Here is a 21,854-nt window from a genome sequence, read left to right on the forward strand (position 1 = left end):
AGTTTTCCAGAAGGGACATAGATTATGGCGAATGCAGTCAAGCGTTACCAGGGCGAAGAGCACTTCGTCGACGGTTACGTGCCTCAGAGCATGAATGCCGAATACTCCTCGCTTCACAAGAGCATTACCTGGATTGGCATGGGACTCATGCTCGCCTCTCTGGCGGCTTGGGGCACCTTCATTTTCGGTCTCGCAACGACCGTTTTTGCCGACCAGACTGCTGCCTCTCACAGCAACGGTTTCCTGGCTAAGGATGCCGCCAACTACACCGACTACACCGGTGGTTGGAACTTCGACGGCAGCGTGTTCATGTGGGCTGGCCTGGTAGTCGGACTGGTTATGGTTATTGCGGGTCTGGCCTGCATCTCCATCGGTCGTCGTGACTACAAGGCTTACCGAAAGGAATTCGGCACTCACCACTAAAGGCTTGCCCCAGTTTAAAGGGGCTCGCCTCTAGGCGGATGCAACGCTAGCCTTTTGAACTAGCACCTCCACAGTTGATGCCACTGTGCACAGTGCGCTGGGGTAGGGAAGTATTGAGAAGTACCTCTCTCACCAACAGCGGACTGCGGCGCGGTGGCATTTTCGCGTTTTCGGCGCCTAATCTATACACATGGATAACAACCCCGCTAAGCTCCCGGCAGCTGTAGATACGGTCTCGGACCGTCTCGAAGTTCCCGGGCCATCACCAGAGGTTGAGGCGGAAAAACGTGCGCAACTGCGTAAGGCCAAGGCCTTCGCTACGATGCTGCTGGTCATCGCAACCGCTGTGTATTTCACATGCCGCGGTATTGAGTCTTCACACTTATCCGCAGGCGAAGTTGTGCCCGCGTGGGTGGGCTACGTTCGCGCTGCCTCTGAGGCTGGCATGGTCGGTGCCCTCGCCGACTGGTTCGCAGTCGTAGCTCTGTTCCGCCACCCGCTCGGCATTCCTATCCCACACACCGCTATCGTCCGCCGCAAGAAGGACCAGGTCGGTGAGTCCCTGGCGCAGTTCGTCGGTGATAACTTCCTGAACCCCGCTTTGATTGTGGACAAGGTGCGTAAGGCCGAGATTCCTGAGCGTATCGGCGAATGGCTGGTAACGCCGGGAAACGCCGACAAAGTGTCCGCAGAGGTCGGTAAGTTCACCGGAAATGTGCTGGAGGCGATTAATCCTGACGATGCCGCCGCAGTGCTGAAGTCAGCAGTCATCGACGAAGTTGCAGCCCCGGAGTGGGGGCCACCAGCGGGTAAGGTTCTCGAGCAGCTGATCGAAGAAGGGCGCACCGAGCCTATTGTCCAGCAGATGGCTGAGTGGCTGCACCGGAAGTCGCTGGGCTCGCAGAATCTTATCGACCGTCTCGTCGGAGAGCGCGCCCCCTCCTGGGCACCGAGCTTTGTCAACGATCTCATCGGCGACAAGGTCTATCGCGAGCTGGTTGATTGGACCTGGCAGGTGCAGCATGACCCTAAGCACGACGCGCGCCTGGCGCTCCACCGCTTCCTCACGCAGCTCGCCGTTGATTTGCAGAACGACGAGAAGACCATCGCCAAGGTCGAAGAAATTAAGACTGACATTCTTTCGTCCGCCGCCGTCACACAGGCACCGGCGAAGATTTGGGCATCGACATCCGCAAAGCTTGTCGACGCTGCCCGCGACCCGGACTCCCTGCTCCGTCGGAAGGTCTCGGAAACGGCCGCCCGCTACGGCGAGCGGATCCAGTCCGATCCTGAGTTGCGCAAACGAATGGACCGCCGTCTGGAAGCGGCTGTCGTCTTCATCGCTGAGAACTACGCGGGCGAGATTACCTCGATCATTTCCGAGACCGTCGAGCGTTGGGACGCCGATGAGGCTTCCGACAAGATTGAACTGATGGTCGGTCGCGATCTGCAGTTCATTCGCGTTAACGGCACTGTTGTCGGATCACTGGCCGGTTTGGCTATTTACACCCTGTCGACCTTGGTGTTTGGGGCTATTTAGCAGCACAACCCAGCACATCAGACCGTGTGCGTTAGCATGTAAAAAGCAATGCATCCCTGTTAAAGGAGTTGTTCCCCCGGTGCGCCTGTTACCATCTTTGCCCAGTCTTGCGGATTCGCCGCTGATGGCAATTTCCGTCTATGTGGACGTCCTGTTTCAGTTCGCCATTCCGTTTGTCATCGGCATCTTGGCGCTAATCGGTGCGGTGCTTGTCATCACCACCCGCGCGGATGCCTTTGACGCTGCAGACCGCAAGAGCCGCAACGTCTGGGCCGGCATGCTGGTCGGTTCGGCTATCTTCCTACTCCTGCCGTGGCTGGGCTGGGCAATGCTGGGCATCCCGCTGATTGCCGGACTAGTCATCACGGGGATTTACTGGTTGGATGTTCGCCCACAGATCAAGGACATTTTGTCGAACGCACAGGGCGGGTATTAGTCCCGGGCGGGTGCTAGCCCAGGGCGGGTGTTAGCCCGCACAACTGAGAAAGTGTCTGGGTTTATGACAGTTTCTGGGTGAAAAACCCGGTGATTTTGTCATAAACCCAGACACTTTCTTTCTGGGGGAGGGGATAGGGATAGGTCTGGTTCCCCGAAAACCTACTGGAACACCACGGTAACCTACTGGAACACCACGGTGCGGTTGCCGTAGACCTGCACACGATCCTCCAGGTGCCAGCGCAAACCGCGGGCGAGGACCTGCTTCTCCGCATCGCGCCCCTCACGCTGCATGTCCGCAGCGGTGTACTTGTGGGAGACACGCATGACGTCCTGCTCAATAATCGGGCCGTCGTCGAGGTCCTCAGTGGCGTAGTGGCAGGTGGCACCGATGAGCTTCACACCACGTCGATAAGCCTGCAGGTACGGGCGCGCGCCCATGAACGACGGCAGGAAGCTGTGGTGGATATTGATTGCGCGGCCTTCCCACTTCTCGCACAGATCCGGCGGCAGAATCTGCATGAAACGTGCGAGCACGATGGCATCCGGGTTTTCGGCGTCGACAATCTCGGCGACCTCATCGAATGCCTTACGCTTGCCGACGGCATCCTTGGGGAAGGGCACGTGGTGGAAGGGAATGTCATACGCTGCGACCAGTGGCTCCAGATCGCGGTGGTTACCAATTACTGCAGCGATTTCCATCGGATAGTCGGACTGTGCGACGCGGCCGAGCAGATCCTGCAGGCAGTGGCCTTCCTTGGTCACCAGGATGACAGCGCGCTTCGGGACAGCGTTGTCGGTGACCTTCCAGCGGACCTCAGGGCCCCAATCACCGACGAGCTCAGCGAACTTCTCGCGCAGCTCTTCTACCGTCAGGTCGAGAGCGTCGGCGCGGACCGCCTGGCGAGTGAAAAACCATCCGGTCTCCGGGTCGGAGAAGAAGTCCGCCTCGGTAATCCACGCACCTATGTCGGACAGGAAGGTCGACAGGGTGGAAACGATACCGGTACGGTCTGGACAGCCGAGCGAGAAGATGTACTGGCGCTCGGTGGGAGTACCGCTATTTGCGGTGATGAGAGAGCGAGTCATTCTCGGTATCTTACCTGCTAGCTAAAGGTAAGTTCGCTCACGGTCGACAAAGGCAGATTTGCGCCCGTCAGCGTCAACGCCAGGCCCTCCCCGGTGACGTGCGCTTCCTCCACCTGCATACCGTGGCCGATGTCGTAGCTCAACAGCGTACCGCTCGCTTCTCCCAGCCAGCCGGCCAGGCCATCGAGGTTTAAGCCGAGGATTGAGCCGCCCTCCAAGTTGATTTCGATATGACCGCCGTTGGCAATCGGGCGGAATTTGGAGGTCGCAAATCCGGAGGCGAATTCAATGTTGAACAGGCCTTCGTCCGGCAACGGCGTGATTGTGGAAGCGCGTACACCGCTTTCCCGGTTAATTAGCGCCTGCAGCAGTTGAGGTGGGATTGTGACGTCTACTCGCAGCGACTCTGCCGTCGGATCCGCACGATTGCTCAGATCCACGTTTTCCAGGTGCACTTCCGCTGCCGGGTCACCGTTGATCTCCGGTGCGCCACCCAGCGCTTCCGGGTTCTTGACCTCCAGTGTGTTCGGAGTGGACAGATCCATCGAGGGCACTGACTTGGTGGCCAAGGCGAGCAGTATCGGGCGGGTGCCGAAAGAAACCTTGGGGTCTTCAGTGACCGTCGCACCACGCTCTTCGGCGGAGGTGCGGTAGCCGTCGGAAATCTCCTTGCTCACGAACATCCGGACGCCGATTTCGCCGGCGATCGCAATGAGCGCCACCACGATGATGACACCGAGGACGGTGGGCAGGACTTTGACGCTCGACGAGCGTTTAGCAGAACTCATGGTTCCCAGTCTTGCTTAACGACGGCTCCGCCGCTACCACCTTTCTTCGCCCTGGTGTCCGCCCCGGTGTGCCCCGCTGCGCAACCTACTTAGTGACGTAGTCCGCCAGCACAGCGGTCTCAGCGTTGAGGACGCGCTCCAGGTACGGAGCTGCCTTCTCCTCGAGCTTGCCACCGAGCAGCGGCACGTTGATGGCGAACTCGGAGTTGGTGGTCAGCACTGAACCTTCACCCTGGGCTGTGAGCTTCTGGGACGCACTGAAAGACGCCGGTACGCCCGAAGCTTCTGTGGTCACGGTGGAGGTCGCGCCGTCGTCGTTAAGCGGGCTGATGACGAACGTGCGCGTCATGCCGACCCCGGACTTAACGAACTTCTGCGCCTGCGCCGGAATCTTGTCAGCAGAGACGGTCTGGCGAATCACGACGGTCGTGCCAGCATCGGTGGTCTCGAACTTTTCCACCTTGCCGTCAGCTGCCGAGAAACGGTTTGCGACCTTCTCCCAGAAACCGGTGTCGGTGAGGGCCTCGTAAACCTTCTCAATCGGCTGGTCGAAGTTGACGGTGTGCGTGTTAGTCGTAGTCATGCGCTTGATGATACGTAATTTGCACTACGCTAGGGGCGTGGAAAATCTCGACCAATCGCCGAACCCAATTCACCTGACCTCCGACATGGAAGAAGCCATCGATGGGCTTGCGGGGCTAGAGGGGGTGGAGCTCAGCACGCATACCGCTTTCTCGGATTTGACGACGCTCCGCCTCGGCGGGGTGCCGCGTGCCGTCGTCCGGTGTAGCACGACGGACGCTGTGGTCGATGTCGTACGCACGCTTGACGACGCTAACGTACCCCTCCTCATCGTGGGAGGCGGATCCAACCTGGTGGTAGCCGATGAACTCGAGCCGCTGGTGGCTGTGGTGATCGAGGCCGACAACGTGACCATGAGCACTCGCGGACACGGGTTGGAGTCCGTGTCGGCAATCGTGGAGGCCGAGGCCGGTGCAGTCTGGGACGAAGTCGTGGAGATGAGTGTCGACGCCGGTTTTGGCGGCCTGGAATGCCTGTCGGGTATTCCGGGATCGGCCGGAGCCACGCCGGTGCAAAACGTTGGTGCCTACGGTGCTGAGGTATCGCAGGTTCTGGACGCGGTGCAGCTTTACGATCGCGCAACCGGCTCGGTCGAGTGGGTGGAACCGGAGTCCCTCGACCTTTCCTACCGCTACTCGAACCTGAAGTTCACCGCACGGGCAGTGGTGCTGGCCGTGCGGTTCGAGCTCAGCGTGGATGGGATGTCCGTGCCACTTCGCTATGGCGAACTGGCGCGGCGCCTGGGCGTCGATGAGGCAGAGGCTGCGGCTGGCGAGATTCGCAGGCCGGCTGAGCTGGTCCGCGAAAAGGTACTTGAGCTGCGCCGGGGCAAGGGTATGGTACTCGAAGATGCTGACCGCGATACCTGGTCGGCGGGTTCTTTCTTTACCAACCCGATCATTCCGGAGAACTCGGTGGAGACCGTGCGTGCAAAGGTTGCCTCGCTGCGTGGGGCTGATGAGGCCGCGAATATGCCCGCATTCCCCGCTGGCCCCGGCCACGAGGGGTGCGTGAAGCTCTCGGCGGCGTGGCTTATCGAGCGCGCCGGGTTCCCCAAGGGCTACCCCGGTGACGGTGCGCCCGCACGACTGTCGACTAAGCACACCCTGGCACTGACCAACCGCGGGATGTCCGGCGATGGTGCGCCGACGACCGCTGCCGACTTGGTGGCTTTGGCACGCGATGTGCGCGCTGGTGTGGAAAAGGCCTTCGGTGTGAATCTGGTGCCCGAGCCGGTGTGGGTCGGCGTGAGCATTGATTAGGCCCGCGGCGGGTGGCTGATGGCCAGTGGGGGCGGACTGGAGAGGCTGGCGTGCCTGATGGGGCTGGCGGGCTTGATGGGGGGCGCTGGAGTCGCTGGAGCCGCTGAGTAGTCCTCAGCTTGCGCTCCCGGGCCTTCTCTCAGGGTCGGGGATAGAGAAAGTGACTAGGTTTATGACATGTGAATATTATTCACCCTCAGTTTTTTGTCATAAACCTAGTCACTAAGTCTGGGGGGGGGAGCCGGGGTCCGCCTTAAAGGGATAGGAGCCCGCTCTACTCAGGCCCCTATCCCAACTACAAAACCACCGTGAACTAATGGTGCTTGCGGTGGGAAAGCGAATCGACGCTCTGGCCCTTCTGCTCCAGCTGCGTGAGCAGCACGTCGCGGACATCGCGGCGGCGGACCTTGCCCATCTGGTCGCGAGGAAGTTCCTCCAGGTGGAAGAATGCGCGCGGCACCTTGTACCGGGTCAGGTTGTCGTAGCAGTGGTCGCGGTAGGCGTCGGAATCCAGTCGGGCGTAGTCAGCAAGGGTGATGGCGGCCACGACCATCTCGGAGCCGTCACTCTTCGGGAGGCCGACGACCGTGGCATCGGTGATGTCTGGGTGGGAGAGCAGTACTTCCTCGACCTCGGCCGGGTAGACATTGAAGCCACCGGTGATGATGACCTCCTTGATGCGGGCAACCAGCTTGATGAAGCCGTCCGACTCCATGACTCCGACATCGCCGGTGCGGTACCAACGATCGCCAGCGGGAAGCTCAGCAGGCCCATCGGTGAAGGACTTCTCCGTTGCCTCCGGGAGGTTGAGATAACCGGCGAAAACCTGTGGGCCTCGGACGATGACCTCGCCCTCCTCGCCGTCAGCGCGGAGCTTGGTGGGATCTTCGGGGTCAACGATGGCGACCTCGGTGTCAGGGAATGGCAGGCCAACGTAGCCCGGGCGGCGGTTGCCGTCCATCGGGTTGCCGACGATAATCGGTGACGTTTCGGTGAGGCCGTAGCCTTCGACAAGGCGACCACCAGTGAGCTTCTCCCACTTCTGCACGAGGGAAACCGGCAGGGTAGCAGCACCGCAGAAGGCGAACTTCACGCCGGAGAGGTCGACATTATCGCGCTCGGCGGCTTCGACAATCTTCTCGTAGAGAGTCGGCACACCAGGCACCCATGTCGGGCGATTGTTCTTCATCACCTTCATAATCAGCGGAATCTCCGGTGCCGGCACCAGCACCAGTTCAGCGCCAATCAGCATGGACAAGTTGGTGACAATGGTCAGGCCGTAGGCATGGAACATTGGCAGGATGCCGAGGGAGATTTCCCGCTCCTTGCCAAGGCCCGGCACCCAGGCCTTGCCCTGCAGAATGTTGGCTACCAACCCCTGGTGACTCAACTGTGCGCCCTTTGGCGATCCCGTGGTGCCAGAGGTGTACATCATCACTGCAGTGTCATCGGCAGTGATGGATTCATCGGCCTGGAGGTCGTGGCCGTCTCCGCCGACGGCGTCGTGAAGCAAAGCGTCAAAACCCATGACCTGCGGTGCGGAGGAGTGCAGCTTAGCGCGGGCGGCGCGGAGCTTCGGCAGCGGGATTGACAGGGCGGTGCGCATGACAAACGGCAGGTCCTGCAGCATATTGACCGCGATGATGGTCTCGAGCGGGGTGTTGTTGCGAAGGTCTTCAAGTACGGGGACGATCTTGTCCCAGCAGATGGCAAAGCGGGCGCCGTGGTCGTTGAACGGATGGCGCAGCTCGTGGGCGGTGTAGAGGGGGTTGTGCTCTACGGCAACAGCGCCGAGATGCAGAACTGCCCAGTAGGCGATGACGTGCTGCGGGCAGTTCGGCATGAGCAGTGCCACGCGATCGCCTTTGCGTACACCGAGTGCGCGCAGGCCGGCGGCAACGCTGCGAACCTTGGCATCCAGTTCGGCATAGGAGGTAGAGCGACCGAAGAAGGTCAGTGCCTTGCGGCGCGGGTGGTTGCTCAGAGTGTGGCGGTAGACATCTAGGAGGGTGTCGAAGTTGTAGTCAATGTGAGGCGGGGTCCACTCCGGATACAGGTTCAGCCAGGCCTTGGAAATAGCAGCGTTGGGTGTCGAACCGTTAGCTGGGGCAGAGTTTTTTTCAGCGCGCGAGCTGGATGTATCGGCCATGGGGTCCTCCTAGTTTTTGTGTGTGACCTGACCACGTCGTGAGGTGATAATAACTTACGACGTAGTAGGTATCGACCCCTATTGTGCCGTACGTCGCACTGCAATGTCGGGATTTCTATACACGTATTTGAGGTACTCATTTGCGGGGTTGCCCTTGGAATAGGCACTCTGGGCAGTATGACCGAAACATTTCCGTCGGCAACGGCGGGCGCAGACGCCGCCACCCCAAACACCACCTCTAATACCCCGGCGTGGCCGAACCGCATCGCGATGATCTCCATGCATACCTCTCCGCTGGAGCAACCGGGCATCGGTGACGCTGGCGGCATGAATGTCTACGTGCTGCGCACCTGCGAGGAGTTGGCGCGACGCGGTGTGAAGGTGGATGTTTTCACTCGCGCCACGCGTTCCAGCGATGGACCGGTGATTCAGGTCAGTGAGAATTTCCGTGTCATCAACATAGTGGCTGGCCCATATGAGGGGCTGGAGAAGTCAGACCTGGCTACGCAGATGCCGGCTTTTGCTGGCGGGGTTATTGAGTTCGCCCGCAAACAGGGGATTGAATACGACCTGATTCATTCGCACTACTGGCTCTCTGGCCAGGTGGGGTGGTTGCTGTCGGATTTGCTTGACATTCCGTTTGTGCACACGGCGCACACGCTGGCGGCAGTGAAGAATCTCCATCTGGCGGAGGGAGATACGCCGGAGCCGGAGTCTCGGCGTATCTGTGAGCAGCAGATTGTGGACAATGCGTGCCGGCTCATCGTCAACACAGATGCCGAGGCTAAGCAGCTCGCGGATCTCCACGATGCCGACCCGTGGCGCATCAATGTCGTGCCGCCCGGGGTGGACGTGGAGCTCTTTTCGCCGGGCAGTGATCGTGCCACCGAGCGGTCCCGTCGTGAGCTGGGCATCCCGTTGCACACTAAGGTCATTTTGTTCGTCGGTAGGCTGCAGCGGCTGAAAGGCCCGCAGGTATTGCTGCGGGGTGTCGGTGAGCTCATGCGTCGCCATCCCGCCACTAATGTCCGAGTGATTATCTGCGGTGGACTTTCCGGTTCTGGGCTGCATGCGCCCGACGAATTCACCAATCTCGCCGCGGAAGAGGGGATCGACCACCTGGTCCGGTTCATGCCCCCGCGCCCGCCGCAGGACCTGGCGAAGCTCTACCAGGCCGCAGATATTGTCGCCGTGCCCAGTTACAACGAAACTTTCGGGTTGGTGGCGATGGAGGCTCAGGCCACCGGTACTCCCGTTGTCGCGGCGAATGTCGGCGGACTCTCCATCGCTGTCGACGATGGGGTCAGCGGTTTGCTTGTCGACGGTCACGAGCCCGCAGCCTGGGCCGATGCCCTCGGTCGCCTGGTGGAGGACGACGAGCTACGCATTAAATTGGCCACCCAGGCACGCGAGCACTCCCTGGAGTTTTCCTGGCAAAAGACCGTGGATCGGTTGGCCGATGTCTATCATCGAACCGAACTCCAAAAGGAAAATTGTCCCGGCTCTATCCGGGATGCGGGCGGCTCCCGGTAGGTTTCGTTAGCTTCAGTACCGCCAGAGCCGTAGCCACAAAAGCAGGGAGATGATTCACGATGAGCACGGACATCCAAGTACAGCTGAAATCCCTCGGTGAGCAGCTGGAACGCCTCGGTGTCGAGCATGGTCTTGCAGACAATGCCGCCGTGGTGGTCCTGCCTGGTAAGAAGAAGCTCAAGACTGTCGTCGGCCTCATCCCGGCGCCGGACTCCCTGCGTGTTGAAGCCTTCGTCTGTCGCGCGGTCGAAGAAAACCACGAGGCCGTCTACAAGTGGTTGCTGCAGCGCAACCGTCGTCTGTTCGGCATCGGTTACACCATCGACGCCGCCGGCGACATCTACCTGGTCGGTCAACTGCCCGCTGAGCTTTCCGACGATGACCTCGACCGTCTCCTCGGTCAGCTGCTGGAGACGGCCGATGGGGACTTCAACCAGATCCTCGAACGCGGCTTTGCATCGGCAATTAAGCGCGAGTGGGAGTGGCGGGTTGACCGTGGGGAAAACCTGGCCAATCTGGAGCAGTTCCGCCACATGGTTGAGTAGCCGGGGGTAGCAACCCACATAGCGGGGCAACGAACGGCGGGCTTTCCCGTTTTGGGGCACAATTAGGGGTATGAGCAATGGAAAACTGATTCTTGTCCGTCATGGCCAGAGTGAGTGGAACGCATCCAACCAGTTCACGGGCTGGGTCGACGTTGCACTGACCGACAAGGGCCGCGCTGAGGCAGTACGTGCCGGTGAGATGCTCGTAGAGGCAGGCCTGAAGCCGCAGGTTCTCTACACGTCGCTGCTGCGTCGCGCAATTAACACCGCACACATTGCCCTGGATACCGCTGACCTGTTGTGGATTCCGGTTATCCGTGACTGGCGTCTGAACGAGCGCCACTACGGTGCTCTGCAGGGTCTGAACAAGGCAGAGACCAAGGAGAAGTACGGCGAGGACCAGTTCATGTCCTGGCGTCGCTCCTACGACACTCCGCCGCCGGAGCTGTCGGATGACAGCGAGTTCTCGCAGGCTAATGACCCGCGTTACGCCAACCTGGATGAGGTTCCGCGCACGGAGTGCCTCCTGGACGTCGTGAAGCGTTTCATTCCTTACTTTGAAGAGGAAATCCTGCCGCGTCTGAAGTCCGGTGAGACTGTCATGGTGGCAGCTCACGGTAACTCCCTGCGTGCACTGGTCAAGCACCTGGACAACATCTCGGACGAGGACATTGCCGCTCTGAACATCCCGACCGGTATCCCGCTGGTTTACGACTTTGATGCTGAGGGCAAGGTTTTGAACCCGGGTGGCACCTACCTGGATCCGGAAGCTGCAGCTGCAGGTGCTGCTGCTGTTGCTGCTCAGGGCAACAAGTAAAAATGTAGGTGTTTGATAGGCCGATAAGGGGCGCAGCCAAGTGGGGCTGTGCTCCTTGGTCTATTTAGAGCTAGCTAGCGCACTGATTTTCAGCGCGCGCGGATTGTGAAAAGAGCTTAGGGTAAGACCCGTGTCAAAAATCATTATCGCCGCTCTATTAGGTGCTGCGGTTATGGCAGCTGTGCTGATTCTTGGTGGAGTTGTCTCGGGTGCCTATAACGCCGCTCGGCGTCAGAAGAGCGACGAGGAAAGTTCAATAACCACCATGGCGCAGGTCATGCACCTGGCCATTCAGAAGTCTCCGACGGGTGTGGTGGTCGTTGACATCTCACGTGATTTGATTTTGTCGAACTCCATGGCGCACAAGTTAGGGCTGGTCTATGAGCGCCGCCTCAATGACGTGGGCTGGGAAGCTGCGCTCAAGGTCTTTGACTCGCAGGAGGACCAGGAGCTAACGCTGGTGCTGCCGTCGCGCCGGGCGGGGGCGCCGGACACAATTGTCCGCTGTCAGCTAACTCCGTTGTCACTGGTGGACGACCGTTTTGTGGTGATTTATGCGGCGGATGTCTCCGAACAGGCCCGTATGGAGGCCGCGCGACGTGACTTTGTGGCTAACGTTTCCCACGAGCTCAAGACTCCGGTGGGGGCCATCAGCCTCTTGGTCGAGGCGCTGAATGAAGCTACCGACGACCCGGTTGCCGTGCGTCACTTCAGTGAGAGCCTGACGCAGGAGTCCAAGCGGATGTCGACCATGATTACGGAACTCATCTCGCTGTCGAAGCTGCAGGGGGCAGAGCCGCTGCCGGACATGTCTCCCGTGAGGGTTGAAGAGATTGTCCAGGGAGCTGTGCGTCGTAACCAGATGCTCTCGGAGCAGGCGGGTATTGAAATCACCGTTGACTGTGAGCCGGATTTGGTGGTTGAAGGTGAACGCAGCCTGCTGATTACCGCGGTGTCCAACCTGATTTCAAATGCGATCAACTACTCGCCAGAGGCCACGCCTGTATCTGTGACTGCGGTCAAGGAGGATAACGACACCGTCGCTATCCGCGTCACTGACCGCGGTATCGGCATTTCCCAGGCGAACCAGAAGCGCATCTTCGAGCGCTTCTTCCGTGCGGATAAGGCACGCTCGCGGGCGACAGGCGGTACCGGTCTGGGCTTGGCAATTGTTAAGCACGTCGCAGCGAATCACAAGGGAACCGTCAAGCTGTGGAGTCGGCTGGGCACAGGATCGACCTTCACCATTGAGCTCCCGCTGATGGAAAAGAACGGTTCCGCGTCGAATGATGGCGATGTATCTGCACGTTTGCCAATCGGCCACACCCAGCCTGCGGGTAAAATTGCGGCTAAGAAAAACGCGCAGCGAGGTACGGGCAAAACCCGTGGCAAGGATAAGGATTCCCAGAACAAGGATTCCAAGGAAGGAATGAAGTAATCCGTGACTGAGGTACTTATTGTCGAAGACGAGACGGCTTTGGCGGAGCCGCTTGCGTTTCTGCTGCAGCGCGAAGGATTCGAGGTGCGGATGGCCGCTGACGGCCAGGAAGCACTTGCAGAATTCTCCAAGGCAGAACCGGACATTGTGCTGCTGGACCTCATGCTGCCAGGTATGAGCGGCACCGAGGTCTGCAAAAACATCCGCTTAAAGTCCTCTGTCCCAGTGATTATGGTGACCGCCCGTGACACTGAGATTGACAAGGTCGTCGGCCTCGAAATTGGTGCGGATGACTATGTGACCAAGCCGTATTCCTCTCGGGAACTTATTGCCCGTATCCGGGCTGTGCTGCGCCGCGGTCGCCACGACGACTCCGACGATGTCGAGGATATCTACGAGGAGGTCTTGCGCGGCGGCCCGGTCGTGCTGGACGTCGAGCGCCATGTAGTCACCGTTGACGGCGATGATGTCGCAATGCCGCTCAAGGAATTCGACCTGCTGGAGTACTTGCTGCGCAACCGTGGTCGTGTGCTAACCCGTGGCCAGCTCATCGACCGCGTCTGGGGCTCCGACTACGTCGGCGACACCAAGACGCTGGACGTACACATCAAGCGCCTGCGCTCCAAGATCGAGCGCAATCCTTCCTCGCCGGAGTTCCTGGTCACCGTTCGCGGCTTGGGTTACAAGTTCGAGGACTAGCTCAGCAGACTGCTGCCGACAATCTCCGCCGTCGGTCTGAGAAACCCCGACTTAAACCTCGTCCGGCGCCAGCCCCTCGGCCGCTGCGCGTGTGGCCGGGTGAATCGCCAGCAGTGGGTAGCCACTCGGCCCGAAAGCCTTGGCCGCGCCCGCTATTTCTCGGGCACGGCAGTGCTCCGCCAGAATTTCGTAGCACTCTTCGCCGATGAGCTCTATTAGCTCGGACTTGTGCGTGCGCCACACCGGCTCGCCACCGGTATGTGTGGCCGGCGCGCCCGTGCAGAACCATTCAAAGTCCTCGCCGCCATCGCCCCAGGCACGACGATCGTATTCGGTAATGGTCGTGCGCAGAATCTCCTGGCCGTCCGGGCGTTCCTCCCAGTCCTCCAGTCGGCGCAGCGGCACCTGCCAACACACATCCGGCTTGACCTTTACGGGGTCAATGTCGTTGGCCATCGCCCATTGGTGGATGGCACAGCCCGCACCATTGCGCCATCCGTCACGGTTGGCAAAAATGCAGGCATTCTTCACGACCTTCGTTTTCAGAGCAGGCTCAGGCTCTCCGTTTTCGTCGTCAAGCTCGTCCCACACTAACCACGGTTCCAACGGTTCGGAGGGGTCGGTTTCGTAGGTTTCAAGCCACTTCAGAGTTTGTTCGGGGCGGTTCTGCCACCACTGGGGCTCTGCGGAGTCGCCTTCCATTCGCTTTACGACGTCAATAACCCTCTCGCGGTCTTCTTCGTCGGTGATAAAGGCGCCATGGCCACAGCATCCGACATCCGCGTTCGCGGAGTCGATGCCCTGGCAAGCGGAGGTGCCGAAAGCGCATTGATAGGAGCTCATCAACCAGGTTAGGTCGCAGGTGATGATATGTTCTGGGTCCTCCGGGTGGGCGAACTCGAACCACTCGCGGGGAAAGTCATAGGCGACTTCAGCGGGAGACGGTTGCGGTCCACGACCGGGGCGGGGGTGGGGTTGATTCACACCAATACACCGTAGACCGTCTAACCTACTAAGAGTGAGATTAGGTGTATTAGATGTAGGTAGTAATACCGTCCACTTGGTGATGGTGGACGCCCGCCGGGGCGGACATCCGACTCCGATGAGCGATTCCAAGTCGACGATGAAGCTGGTCGAGTACCTGGATAAGGACAACAACCTGTCCAAGAAGGGCATTGACAAGCTGACGGGCTACGTCGCTGAATCCAAGGAATTGGTTGAGCAGATGAAGTGCGAAGAGATGATTAGTTTCGCCACTTCGGCTGTTCGCGATGCCGCCAACGCGGACGAAGTACTCGCCCACGTCGAGAAGGAAACTGGCATTAAGCTGCAGATTCTCTCCGGTGAGGAGGAGGCTCGTCTGACCTTTTTGGCAGTACGGCGCTGGTACGGCTGGTCTGCTGGTCGTCTAATCAACCTGGATATCGGTGGCGGCTCTCTCGAGTTGACGTCGGGTAACGATGAGGATCCGGAGGCCGCGTACTCACTGCTGCTCGGTGCGGGCCGTTTGACCCACGAGTGGTTCGAGACCGACCCGCCGGAGCGTAAGAAGATTGACCTGCTGCGCGACTACATTGATGCTGAGCTCGCTGAGCCAGCTCGTCATCTGCGTACGCTTGGTGAGCCGGACTTGGCTGTCGCCACCTCGAAGACTTTCCGCACTCTCGCCCGCCTGACTGGTGCGGCGCCTTCCGCCGCTGGTCCGAGGGTTAAGCGCACTCTGACTGCGGCTGGTTTGCGTCAGTTGATTGCGTTTATTTCACGCATGACGGCGGCTGACCGTGCTGAACTTGAGGGTGTTAGTGCAAATCGTTCTCACCAAATTGTCGCAGGTGCTCTCGTTGCAGAGGCTAGTATGCGAGCATTGGGATTAGAGAAGGTCGAGATTTGTCCTTGGGCTCTGCGCGAGGGCATTATCTTCCGACGACTGGACAGTGACCTATACGGAAAGGGTTGAGATGAGCGAGGAAAAGCTCACCGTTGCCGAACTGCTGGCGCGGCGGCAGAAGGAGGGAGCCCCCTCTGAACCACCGCGGCGCCGCCGTCGACGCAGCCTTGAAGAAGGCGGTGTGTCCGTTCAGGAACTCACTGGCTCAATCCCTCGCGTTAAGGCCGGCGAACCGCGGCGTGGTGCGCACGCTCTTTCCAACGCAGACGACGGTCAGACGACTACGAGCGATTTGCTTGCCGACGAAGCTGCGACCAACGGCACCGAAGAAGCACGGGCTTCCGAACCGGAGGCAGAAGCTCCGGAGCACTCGGAGGCCGTTGCTGAGTCAGTGATAGTTGCTGAAGAGGCGGATTCTTCGGAGCATGAGGTTCAAGCTGAGGCCGAGGCTGAAGTTGCTGCTCAGGAAGAGGAAGAGCTGGAATCAATTGAGGCTGACACCGAGGTCGCTGATGCCGAAGTAGCCGACGCCGAGGTCGCTGACGTCGAAGCTGACGAAGTTGCCGAAGAACCGGCTGTTCCGGTTGCTCCGGCAACTCCGCAGCAGGAGCAAGCTGCGCCGAGCATGCCAACTACGCAGCCAGCAGCCACTGCAGTGCCATTGGCAATTCCGATGGAACCCCGTCCGGTCATGGTCAACTCCGAGCGTTCGGAGATTACCTACACCTTTACCGAACTGCGTGACATGGCAGACGAGTCGCAGCAGATTGGGGAGCCGGGGCCAGTCGCTCGTGCAGTACTCACCGGTTCCAACGCTTACGACGACCGTCCGACTGCCTCCATTCCGGTTGTCCAGGACAGTGTCGACGAAGAGGCTGCGGCATCCGCGGAATCGGATGACGTCGACGGTGAACAGCTTGCTGAGTCTGAAACAACAGAAGCTCCGGAAGAGCAAACCCGTGTGCTGCCGCAGGTGGAAGAGGCAGACGCAGCCGGTGAGACCGAAGCTGCTCAGGAAACGGATACCTTCGAGGCTGCCGACGCTGATGCCGATACCGGTGCCGCTTCCGAGGCGGCAGTAGCAGCCGCTGTCGCTCCTGAAGTAGCACAGCCAGAAGACGTACAGGCCGAGACCACACCGACCCAGGTCGCAGCTGACGAGAAGCAGTCGGAGCCCCGGGACGTCGTTAAGCGTGATAAACCCAAGAGCTCCAAGGGCAAGGTCGCCGCGCGCGATGGCTACGCCGAGGACAATTCCCTCTCGGTGCCGTTGCTGCTGGTTCAGGTCTTCGTGGGTCTGATTGCTGGTGCATTGGTGTTCCTGGGCTTCACCATGGCCTGGTCGTCGCTGCCAAAGATCGTGGTTGTCATCATGGCTCTCGTGGTCGCTGGTGGCTTCGCGGGAATGGCTAACTACCTGCGCCGTGAGAAGGACAAACTGACACCGATTCTCGCGGGGCTTGTCGGTTTGGCACTGACATTTGGCCCCTGGATTCTCTTCCAGTTGTAGTGGGGCCAACAAAATAATCATCACCTGATGCAGGGGCCGGAAGCGAAGTTTTCCGGTCCCTGCATTCGCATGTGTGGGCCAGTTTTGGCACACTTAGCGTCCATGACAAGAATTGCTGTAATTGGTGGCGGAAAGATTGGTAGCGCACTCGTCGGTGGTCTCATCGACGGTGGTGTCTCGCCCTCCTCGATTTATGTGGTGGGGCGCACCAAGGAGAGCCTGGCCGGTCTGAAGGAGACCTACGGCATTGTCGATGCCGACGACCCAGTAGGGGCCGTCGACGGTGCCGACGTGGTGTTCTTGTGCGTAAAGCCGTACTTGATTATCGACATGCTCGAGCAGATTGCCGACGTGCTCGATGACTCTGAAGTTGACACCATCGTGGTGTCGATGGCGGCTGGCATCACGCTGGACAAGATGGAAGGTGTCTGTGCTGTCGGCACTCCGGTGATCCGCGTTATGCCGAATACCCCGATGCTGGTGGGTAAGGGCGTCTGTGCAGTCGCGCCGGGTCGCTTTGTCACGGAGAGCCAGACCGACGAGGTTGTCGAACTGCTGGAGAAGGTCGGCAGCGTTGAGGTTGTCGATGAGTCGCTGATGTCTGCAGTCACTGCCGTCTCGGGCTCTGGTCCGGCTTACTTCTTCCAGTTTGTCGAGGCGATGACAGATGCGGGTGTGAATCTGGGCCTCAAACGTGATCAGGCTAAGCGTCTGGCGTCGGCTACGGCTGCTGGTGCGGCCGAGATGATGATGCAGGAAGGTGCGGACCCGACTGCGCTGCGTGCTGATGTCACTTCGCCGGGCGGTACAACGGCAGCGGCCACCCGAGTTTTCGAGGAAGAGGGTATTCGCCGCGCGGTGCATCGCGCGCTGCAGGCTTGCTATGACAAGGCCAATGAGATGGGTAAATAAGTATTTCGCCGAGTGGTCGCGGGTGTACAAGTAACCCCAATATTTGGGGCATTAGAAATGGTTAGGGGCAGTAGCTAATCCGATACGCAGGGACGATGGGTTAGTCACAACTGTCACACCATTCGCCAATGCCCCTATTTTTTATCAAAAATCGCACCGGCACCTTGCCTACCGGTAGGATATGAAAAGCACGTGCGTGTCACGATTTTCTGCAGGAGGGGAAGCCTGCAGCGCGTCGCGTGCGCTGAAGGGAATATTTACTAATGCAGAATGCAGATAAAGGCACCTTTCTGACCGTTGCGGAAGTTGCTGACATCATGCGCGTATCCAAGATGACCGTCTACCGCCTGGTTCACGCTGGCGAGCTGCCGGCAGTGCGCGTTGGCCGTTCTTTCCGCGTCCATGAGTCCGCAGTCAAGGAATACCTGGACTCCTCTTTCTACAACGCGGGTTAATTTTTTCTGCCTTTTAAGCGGGGCTGTTTGACCTGAACGCATATGTCCCCGCTATGATTAATCCGATTAGTACATGGTGCTGTGCTGCGCCCCTGTTTCCTATCGTCTTCAAGTCATGAAGTATCTAGCTGTGAAGGCGGAAGGAAAAAGGGCGTGACATCTCGGCGGTTGTAAGGCCGCATTGAGTACGCCGCCATTGTGCAAGAAAAGAAATTTCCGTCAACGAATAGCGAGGTCGAGCCGATGGGTTCCGTCATTAAGAAGCGTCGCAAGCGCATGTCGAAGAAGAAGCACCGCAAGATGCTTCGCCGTACCCGCGTGCAGCGTCGTAAGCTCGGCAAGTAAGCCAGCATTCCTGCCGTTATCGCAGGAGCGCGCGTGCTGCGTCGCGTACACGTTTTAAAAGCAAAACCCGCCCGGTCTCGTTGAGATAGGGCGGGTTTTGTCGTTGGGGGCTAATCACGGGCTGCCGATTACGGGCTGCAAATGTGAAACTGTAGGAGTTTATGACACTTTCATGCCATTTTTCGAGCCATTTTTGTCATAAACGCAGTCACTAACTCTCGAGTGCGCCTAGCAGCGTTTAACTTTCCTTGTTCGCGTCCCACAGTCGCTTGCCGACGAGTCCCGCGCCCCCGACAGCTCCTGCCAGCAGTGCTCCGATCGAGAGCCACCGCATCGTGGCGAAGGTTGCGGAGCGAAAGTGGCGATAGTCGTAGATAGTCCACCCCATCTTCTGGGCGTAATTCCGCAACTTGCGGTCCGGGTTGATGGCCACGGCGGTGCCCACCATGGACAGCATGGGAATGTCGTTGGCGGAATCTGAGTATGCCGTGCAGCGAGACATATCCAACCCGGAAGAGGCCGCCAGAGCTGCCACCGCGTGCTTCTTACCCGGGCCGTGGAGAATATCGCCTACCAGGCGGCCAGTGAACTTGCCATCTTTGACCTCGGCGACCGTGCCAAGGGCGCCGGTCAGTCCGATGTGCTTAGCGATAACCTGGGCCAGCTGCACCGGGGTAGCGGTGACCAGCCAGACCTCTTGGCCAGCCTGGATATGTAATTCCGCAAGATCGCGGGTGCCCTGGTAAACGCGGTCGCTGATCTTTTCTTCAAAGATTTCTTCGCCGAGTTTGACCATTTCATCCACATCGTGGCCGGCGAAAAACTCCAATGCCTGTTCACGGGCCTTAGCTACGTCGGCAGCGTTTTCCGCGCCTGAGATTCGGAATTTCAGCTGCTTCCAAATCATGCCGGCCAAATCACGCTTCTTGATGAAGCCGCGCTCGACCAAACCCATGGCAAAGAGGAAGATTGATGCGCCTTGGACAAGCGTGTTGTCCACATCGAAGAAAGCGGCTGCGCCCTGATCGCGTTCGACACCTGGAATGGGCTGCGAGAGCACACGTGCACCGCCAGCGGCATCTTCGGCACCAGCTACACTGCGAAATCCCGTAGCCAGTTCTTCGCCGCCGACGTCGTAGACCTCGCCGAGAGCTTCCAGTGCATTGGCAGCCGCTGCAGCACCAGCTTCCTCCTGTGCTTCGTCATTGAGCGGAGCGAGAACTACCTGCTCGAGGAAGTTGCGGACGTTACCCTGCGAGGACGCAAGGTCACCCAGCATGTCGATGGGGAAGGGGGAGCGGTTGTCGGCACTGAACTCACTCACGGCACGAAAATCTCTTTCCACGGTGTATGCAACCGACATCCGTTATCGGAAGCTCTTGTTGAATAGTATCCGCTCTTTAGGCAAAGCTGCGCGCTGAGATTCAAGGAGCGGATGGGGCAAGGATAAGAAGAGTCACTTTTGCAGGGGAAGTGTGGGGAGGGGGACGTCGTAAAGCGAAACAGTCGACCTTTAGACTGGCCGTTATGGTGACTGTGACGGTGATGAGTAGGAAGACGTGCGGTTCGTGCGCCCGAGTGATTGCGCAGATTGAGCCGCTAGTTCGGGACCAAAATGCGCAGTTCCAGGTGGAAGACGTCGATACCGATCCGAACTTGGCCATGGAATTTGGCGATCGCGTGCCGGTGATTTTGGTCAATGATGAGGAAATCGCTTGCTGGGAAATCGATGATGATGAACTCCTGGAAGCGATAGCGGAGGCCGAATAAGTTCGGGAGACAACTCTGCCGAACTGCTAGGAGCTGCGGAGACATGGCAGAATGTGGAGTAGCGGCAAAGAAGTAGGGGAGTGCTGCGAACATCGAGGTAGAGACTAAGTAAAGTATGCCTTTGTTGTGACGAGATGGCAGAGTTGTCTAGCGTTAACAGTCATAGCTGTGTGAAAAAGCCCGTAGCGGGGCCTGTGAAGGAGCAATAGAGCGGTGATTGAGCGGTGAGTGTGCTTCTCGTCGGAATGTCGTACCGGTCTGCACCGGTGACCCTTCTTGAAAAGGTCTCCGTCGGTGAAACTGAGCGAGAGGCCATTTTGGCTCGGCTGGTCGCGGATGAAGCGATCAGCGAAGCGATGCTGTTGTCGACCTGTAACCGCGTTGAGTACTACGTGGTGGCCAACGGCTTCCACTCTGGCCTATCGGCCGTGGTCCGTGAAATTGTCGGTCGTACTGGGCTCGAACTCGATGAACTGACACCGCACCTCTATGTGCGGTACGCACAGGCCGCAGCGGAGCATGCCTTCTCGGTGTGTGCTGGTCTTGACTCGATGGTGCTGGGGGAACAGCAGATTATCGGTCAGCTTCGCAATGCTTACCAGGAAGCGGACGAAGCCGGCACCGTCGGTCGCATGCTGCATGACTTGGCGCAGAAGGCGCTGCACACAGGCAAGCGAGTCCACAGCGAAACACTGATTGATAATGCGGGCGCATCGATGGTCTCCGTGGCCATCGACGAGGCGATTGCTGCGCTGCATCCTGGGTTCAACTCTGGTGTTGACGTCGCTGAGGGTACCGATATTCTGGCCGGACGTTCGGCCCTTATCCTCGGCGCCGGTGCGATGAGTTCGCTGGCCGCCAGTTACCTGGGGCGCTGCGGCATTGATCGTCTGATTATTGCCAACCGCACCGTTGACCGGGCGCAGAACCTGGCTAACCACTCGATCGAAGCGGGCATCCCCGCTACTGCTATTGCGTTGCATGATTTCGCTGATGTCCTCGATGATGTGGACATTCTCGTCAGTGCCACCGGAGCCATGACTCCAGTGGTCTCAGCTGCAGATGTTGTCGACCACGGCCCGCTCGCCATCGTCGATTTGTCTATGCCTCGCGACGTCGCGGAGGATGTCTCCGGGCTTGAGGGGATCGCACTCTTCAACATCGAATTGCTGCAGATGACTCGCACGGAGGTTCCGGGTCGTGATGATGAGGCTGCAGCGCGCGACATTGTGGCCGAAGAGTTGGAGTCCTACCTCACGGCGCAGCGCGCAAGCGAGGTAGCACCGACTGTTCGCGCTCTGCGTGAGCGCGCGGCGGATGTGGCGGCGGCTGAGCTCGCTCGCCTGGAGGCGAAGACACCGGGTCTTACTCAAAAGGAACGTCGCGAGGTCGAGTCCACGGTTCGCCGCGTCGTCGATAAGCTCTTGCACGCGCCAACGGTTCAGGTCAAGAAGCTTTCTAGCCAGCAGGGTGGTGGCAACTACGCGCTTGCCCTGCAGAAGCTCTTCGACCTGCCCCTATCCACCCCCTCTGGCCTGTATGCTGACACCGATATCCCCGCAGATCTCATGGTAGAGGGCCGAATTGGGCGGATGCAGGGATTTGAGCAGTATGGTCTTGACAGTAGTGCCATCATTGAAGGCGTTGCTGAAACCACCAAAAATTAACACCCGG

Annotated in this window: 22 protein-coding genes; 16 read left to right on the forward strand and 6 right to left on the reverse strand. The window is 59.2% G+C overall.

Annotation, left to right across the window (positions count from 1 at the left end):
- The first annotated feature begins 24 nt into the window (after positions 1-24).
- The 3 genes from QP982_RS08280 (at position 25) to QP982_RS08290 (ending at position 2,399) form a co-directional block, all read left to right on the forward strand.
- Complete coding sequence (locus tag QP982_RS08280; RefSeq protein ID WP_016421967.1) at positions 25-423, forward strand: hypothetical protein; 399 nt, start codon at positions 25-27, stop codon at positions 421-423.
- 190 nt (positions 424-613) lie between these two features.
- Complete coding sequence (locus tag QP982_RS08285) at positions 614-1,963, forward strand: DUF445 domain-containing protein (RefSeq protein ID WP_069359366.1); 1,350 nt, start codon at positions 614-616, stop codon at positions 1,961-1,963.
- 79 nt (positions 1,964-2,042) lie between these two features.
- Positions 2,043-2,399 (forward strand): DUF2516 family protein, encoded by a 357-nt coding sequence (locus QP982_RS08290; protein ID WP_016421969.1) that lies wholly within the window; start codon positions 2,043-2,045, stop codon positions 2,397-2,399.
- 182 nt (positions 2,400-2,581) lie between these two features.
- On the opposite strand, the gene purU is transcribed toward QP982_RS08290, so the two are convergent.
- From purU to QP982_RS08305, 3 genes are all read right to left on the reverse strand, one after another.
- Complete coding sequence (gene purU, locus QP982_RS08295) at positions 2,582-3,487, reverse strand: formyltetrahydrofolate deformylase (protein ID WP_016421970.1); 906 nt, start codon at positions 3,485-3,487, stop codon at positions 2,582-2,584.
- Positions 3,488-3,504: 17 nt separating this feature from the next.
- A complete protein-coding gene (locus QP982_RS08300) occupies positions 3,505-4,275 on the reverse strand; it encodes an LmeA family phospholipid-binding protein (RefSeq protein ID WP_049189514.1) in 771 nt (256 codons plus the stop codon).
- Between the two features lie 85 nt (positions 4,276-4,360).
- A complete protein-coding gene (locus QP982_RS08305) occupies positions 4,361-4,858 on the reverse strand; it encodes a DUF2505 domain-containing protein (protein WP_284870408.1) in 498 nt (165 codons plus the stop codon).
- A gap of 85 nt (positions 4,859-4,943) precedes the next feature.
- Here QP982_RS08305 and QP982_RS08310 point away from each other — a divergent pair, with 85 nt between their 5' ends.
- Positions 4,944-6,119 carry a UDP-N-acetylmuramate dehydrogenase gene (locus QP982_RS08310; RefSeq protein ID WP_284870426.1) on the forward strand — a complete coding sequence of 392 codons (1,176 nt, stop codon included), beginning with the start codon at positions 4,944-4,946 and terminating at the stop codon, positions 6,117-6,119.
- 313 nt (positions 6,120-6,432) lie between these two features.
- On the opposite strand, the gene QP982_RS08315 is transcribed toward QP982_RS08310, so the two are convergent.
- A complete protein-coding gene (locus QP982_RS08315) occupies positions 6,433-8,268 on the reverse strand; it encodes a long-chain-fatty-acid--CoA ligase (RefSeq protein ID WP_284870409.1) in 1,836 nt (611 codons plus the stop codon).
- Positions 8,269-8,538: 270 nt separating this feature from the next.
- On the opposite strand from QP982_RS08315, the gene mshA reads away from it, so the two are divergent.
- The 5 genes from mshA to QP982_RS08340 all read left to right on the forward strand — a co-directional run bounded on the left by mshA (position 8,539) and on the right by QP982_RS08340 (position 13,300).
- A complete protein-coding gene (gene mshA, locus QP982_RS08320; RefSeq protein WP_172620248.1) occupies positions 8,539-9,801 on the forward strand; it encodes a D-inositol-3-phosphate glycosyltransferase in 1,263 nt (420 codons plus the stop codon).
- 59 nt (positions 9,802-9,860) lie between these two features.
- Positions 9,861-10,346 (forward strand): type III secretion system chaperone family protein, encoded by a 486-nt coding sequence (locus QP982_RS08325; RefSeq protein WP_070643274.1) that lies wholly within the window; start codon positions 9,861-9,863, stop codon positions 10,344-10,346.
- A gap of 70 nt (positions 10,347-10,416) precedes the next feature.
- On the forward strand, positions 10,417-11,163 hold the full coding sequence (locus QP982_RS08330; RefSeq protein WP_070643272.1) for a phosphoglyceromutase: 747 nt from the start codon (positions 10,417-10,419) through the stop codon (positions 11,161-11,163).
- Positions 11,164-11,293: 130 nt separating this feature from the next.
- Positions 11,294-12,601: a sensor histidine kinase gene (locus tag QP982_RS08335; protein WP_069359363.1), complete on the forward strand. Its 1,308-nt coding sequence runs from the start codon at positions 11,294-11,296 to the stop codon at positions 12,599-12,601.
- Between the two features lie 3 nt (positions 12,602-12,604).
- Positions 12,605-13,300, forward strand: coding sequence for a response regulator transcription factor (locus QP982_RS08340; protein WP_016421979.1), 696 nt, complete (start codon positions 12,605-12,607; stop codon positions 13,298-13,300).
- 51 nt (positions 13,301-13,351) lie between these two features.
- Here the strand turns inward: QP982_RS08340 and QP982_RS08345 are convergent, their stop codons facing one another.
- Positions 13,352-14,284: a DUF3109 family protein gene (locus tag QP982_RS08345; RefSeq protein WP_016421980.1), complete on the reverse strand. Its 933-nt coding sequence runs from the start codon at positions 14,282-14,284 to the stop codon at positions 13,352-13,354.
- Positions 14,285-14,318: 34 nt separating this feature from the next.
- Here QP982_RS08345 and QP982_RS08350 point away from each other — a divergent pair, with 34 nt between their 5' ends.
- The 5 genes from QP982_RS08350 to QP982_RS08370 all read left to right on the forward strand — a co-directional run bounded on the left by QP982_RS08350 (position 14,319) and on the right by QP982_RS08370 (position 18,410).
- Positions 14,319-15,257 (forward strand): Ppx/GppA family phosphatase, encoded by a 939-nt coding sequence (locus QP982_RS08350; protein WP_076773236.1) that lies wholly within the window; start codon positions 14,319-14,321, stop codon positions 15,255-15,257.
- Position 15,258: 1 nt separating this feature from the next.
- Complete coding sequence (locus QP982_RS08355) at positions 15,259-16,698, forward strand: Rv0497 family membrane protein (protein WP_284870410.1); 1,440 nt, start codon at positions 15,259-15,261, stop codon at positions 16,696-16,698.
- A gap of 102 nt (positions 16,699-16,800) precedes the next feature.
- Entirely contained in the window at positions 16,801-17,610 is an 810-nt protein-coding gene (gene proC, locus QP982_RS08360) for a pyrroline-5-carboxylate reductase (protein WP_070856781.1), read from the forward strand.
- Between the two features lie 263 nt (positions 17,611-17,873).
- Positions 17,874-18,065, forward strand: a complete 192-nt coding sequence (locus QP982_RS08365) for a helix-turn-helix domain-containing protein (protein ID WP_005509751.1) — start codon at positions 17,874-17,876, stop codon at positions 18,063-18,065.
- Positions 18,066-18,308: 243 nt separating this feature from the next.
- The gene (locus QP982_RS08370; protein ID WP_003855542.1) at positions 18,309-18,410 is read left to right on the forward strand and encodes a 30S ribosomal protein bS22; all 102 of its coding nucleotides are present in this window, start codon (positions 18,309-18,311) and stop codon (positions 18,408-18,410) included.
- 238 nt (positions 18,411-18,648) lie between these two features.
- On the opposite strand, the gene QP982_RS08375 is transcribed toward QP982_RS08370, so the two are convergent.
- Positions 18,649-19,773: an HAD family hydrolase gene (locus QP982_RS08375; RefSeq protein ID WP_070604613.1), complete on the reverse strand. Its 1,125-nt coding sequence runs from the start codon at positions 19,771-19,773 to the stop codon at positions 18,649-18,651.
- A gap of 164 nt (positions 19,774-19,937) precedes the next feature.
- Between QP982_RS08375 and QP982_RS08380 the strand changes: the two genes are divergently transcribed.
- Positions 19,938-20,180 carry a glutaredoxin family protein gene (locus QP982_RS08380; protein WP_016421985.1) on the forward strand — a complete coding sequence of 81 codons (243 nt, stop codon included), beginning with the start codon at positions 19,938-19,940 and terminating at the stop codon, positions 20,178-20,180.
- Between the two features lie 224 nt (positions 20,181-20,404).
- Positions 20,405-21,847 (forward strand): glutamyl-tRNA reductase, encoded by a 1,443-nt coding sequence (locus QP982_RS08385; protein WP_042388369.1) that lies wholly within the window; start codon positions 20,405-20,407, stop codon positions 21,845-21,847.
- Positions 21,848-21,854 lie beyond the last annotated feature (7 nt).

Source organism: Corynebacterium sp. MSK019, from assembly GCF_030232425.1.
Taxonomy (GTDB): Bacteria; Actinomycetota; Actinomycetes; order Mycobacteriales; family Mycobacteriaceae; genus Corynebacterium; species Corynebacterium jeikeium_D.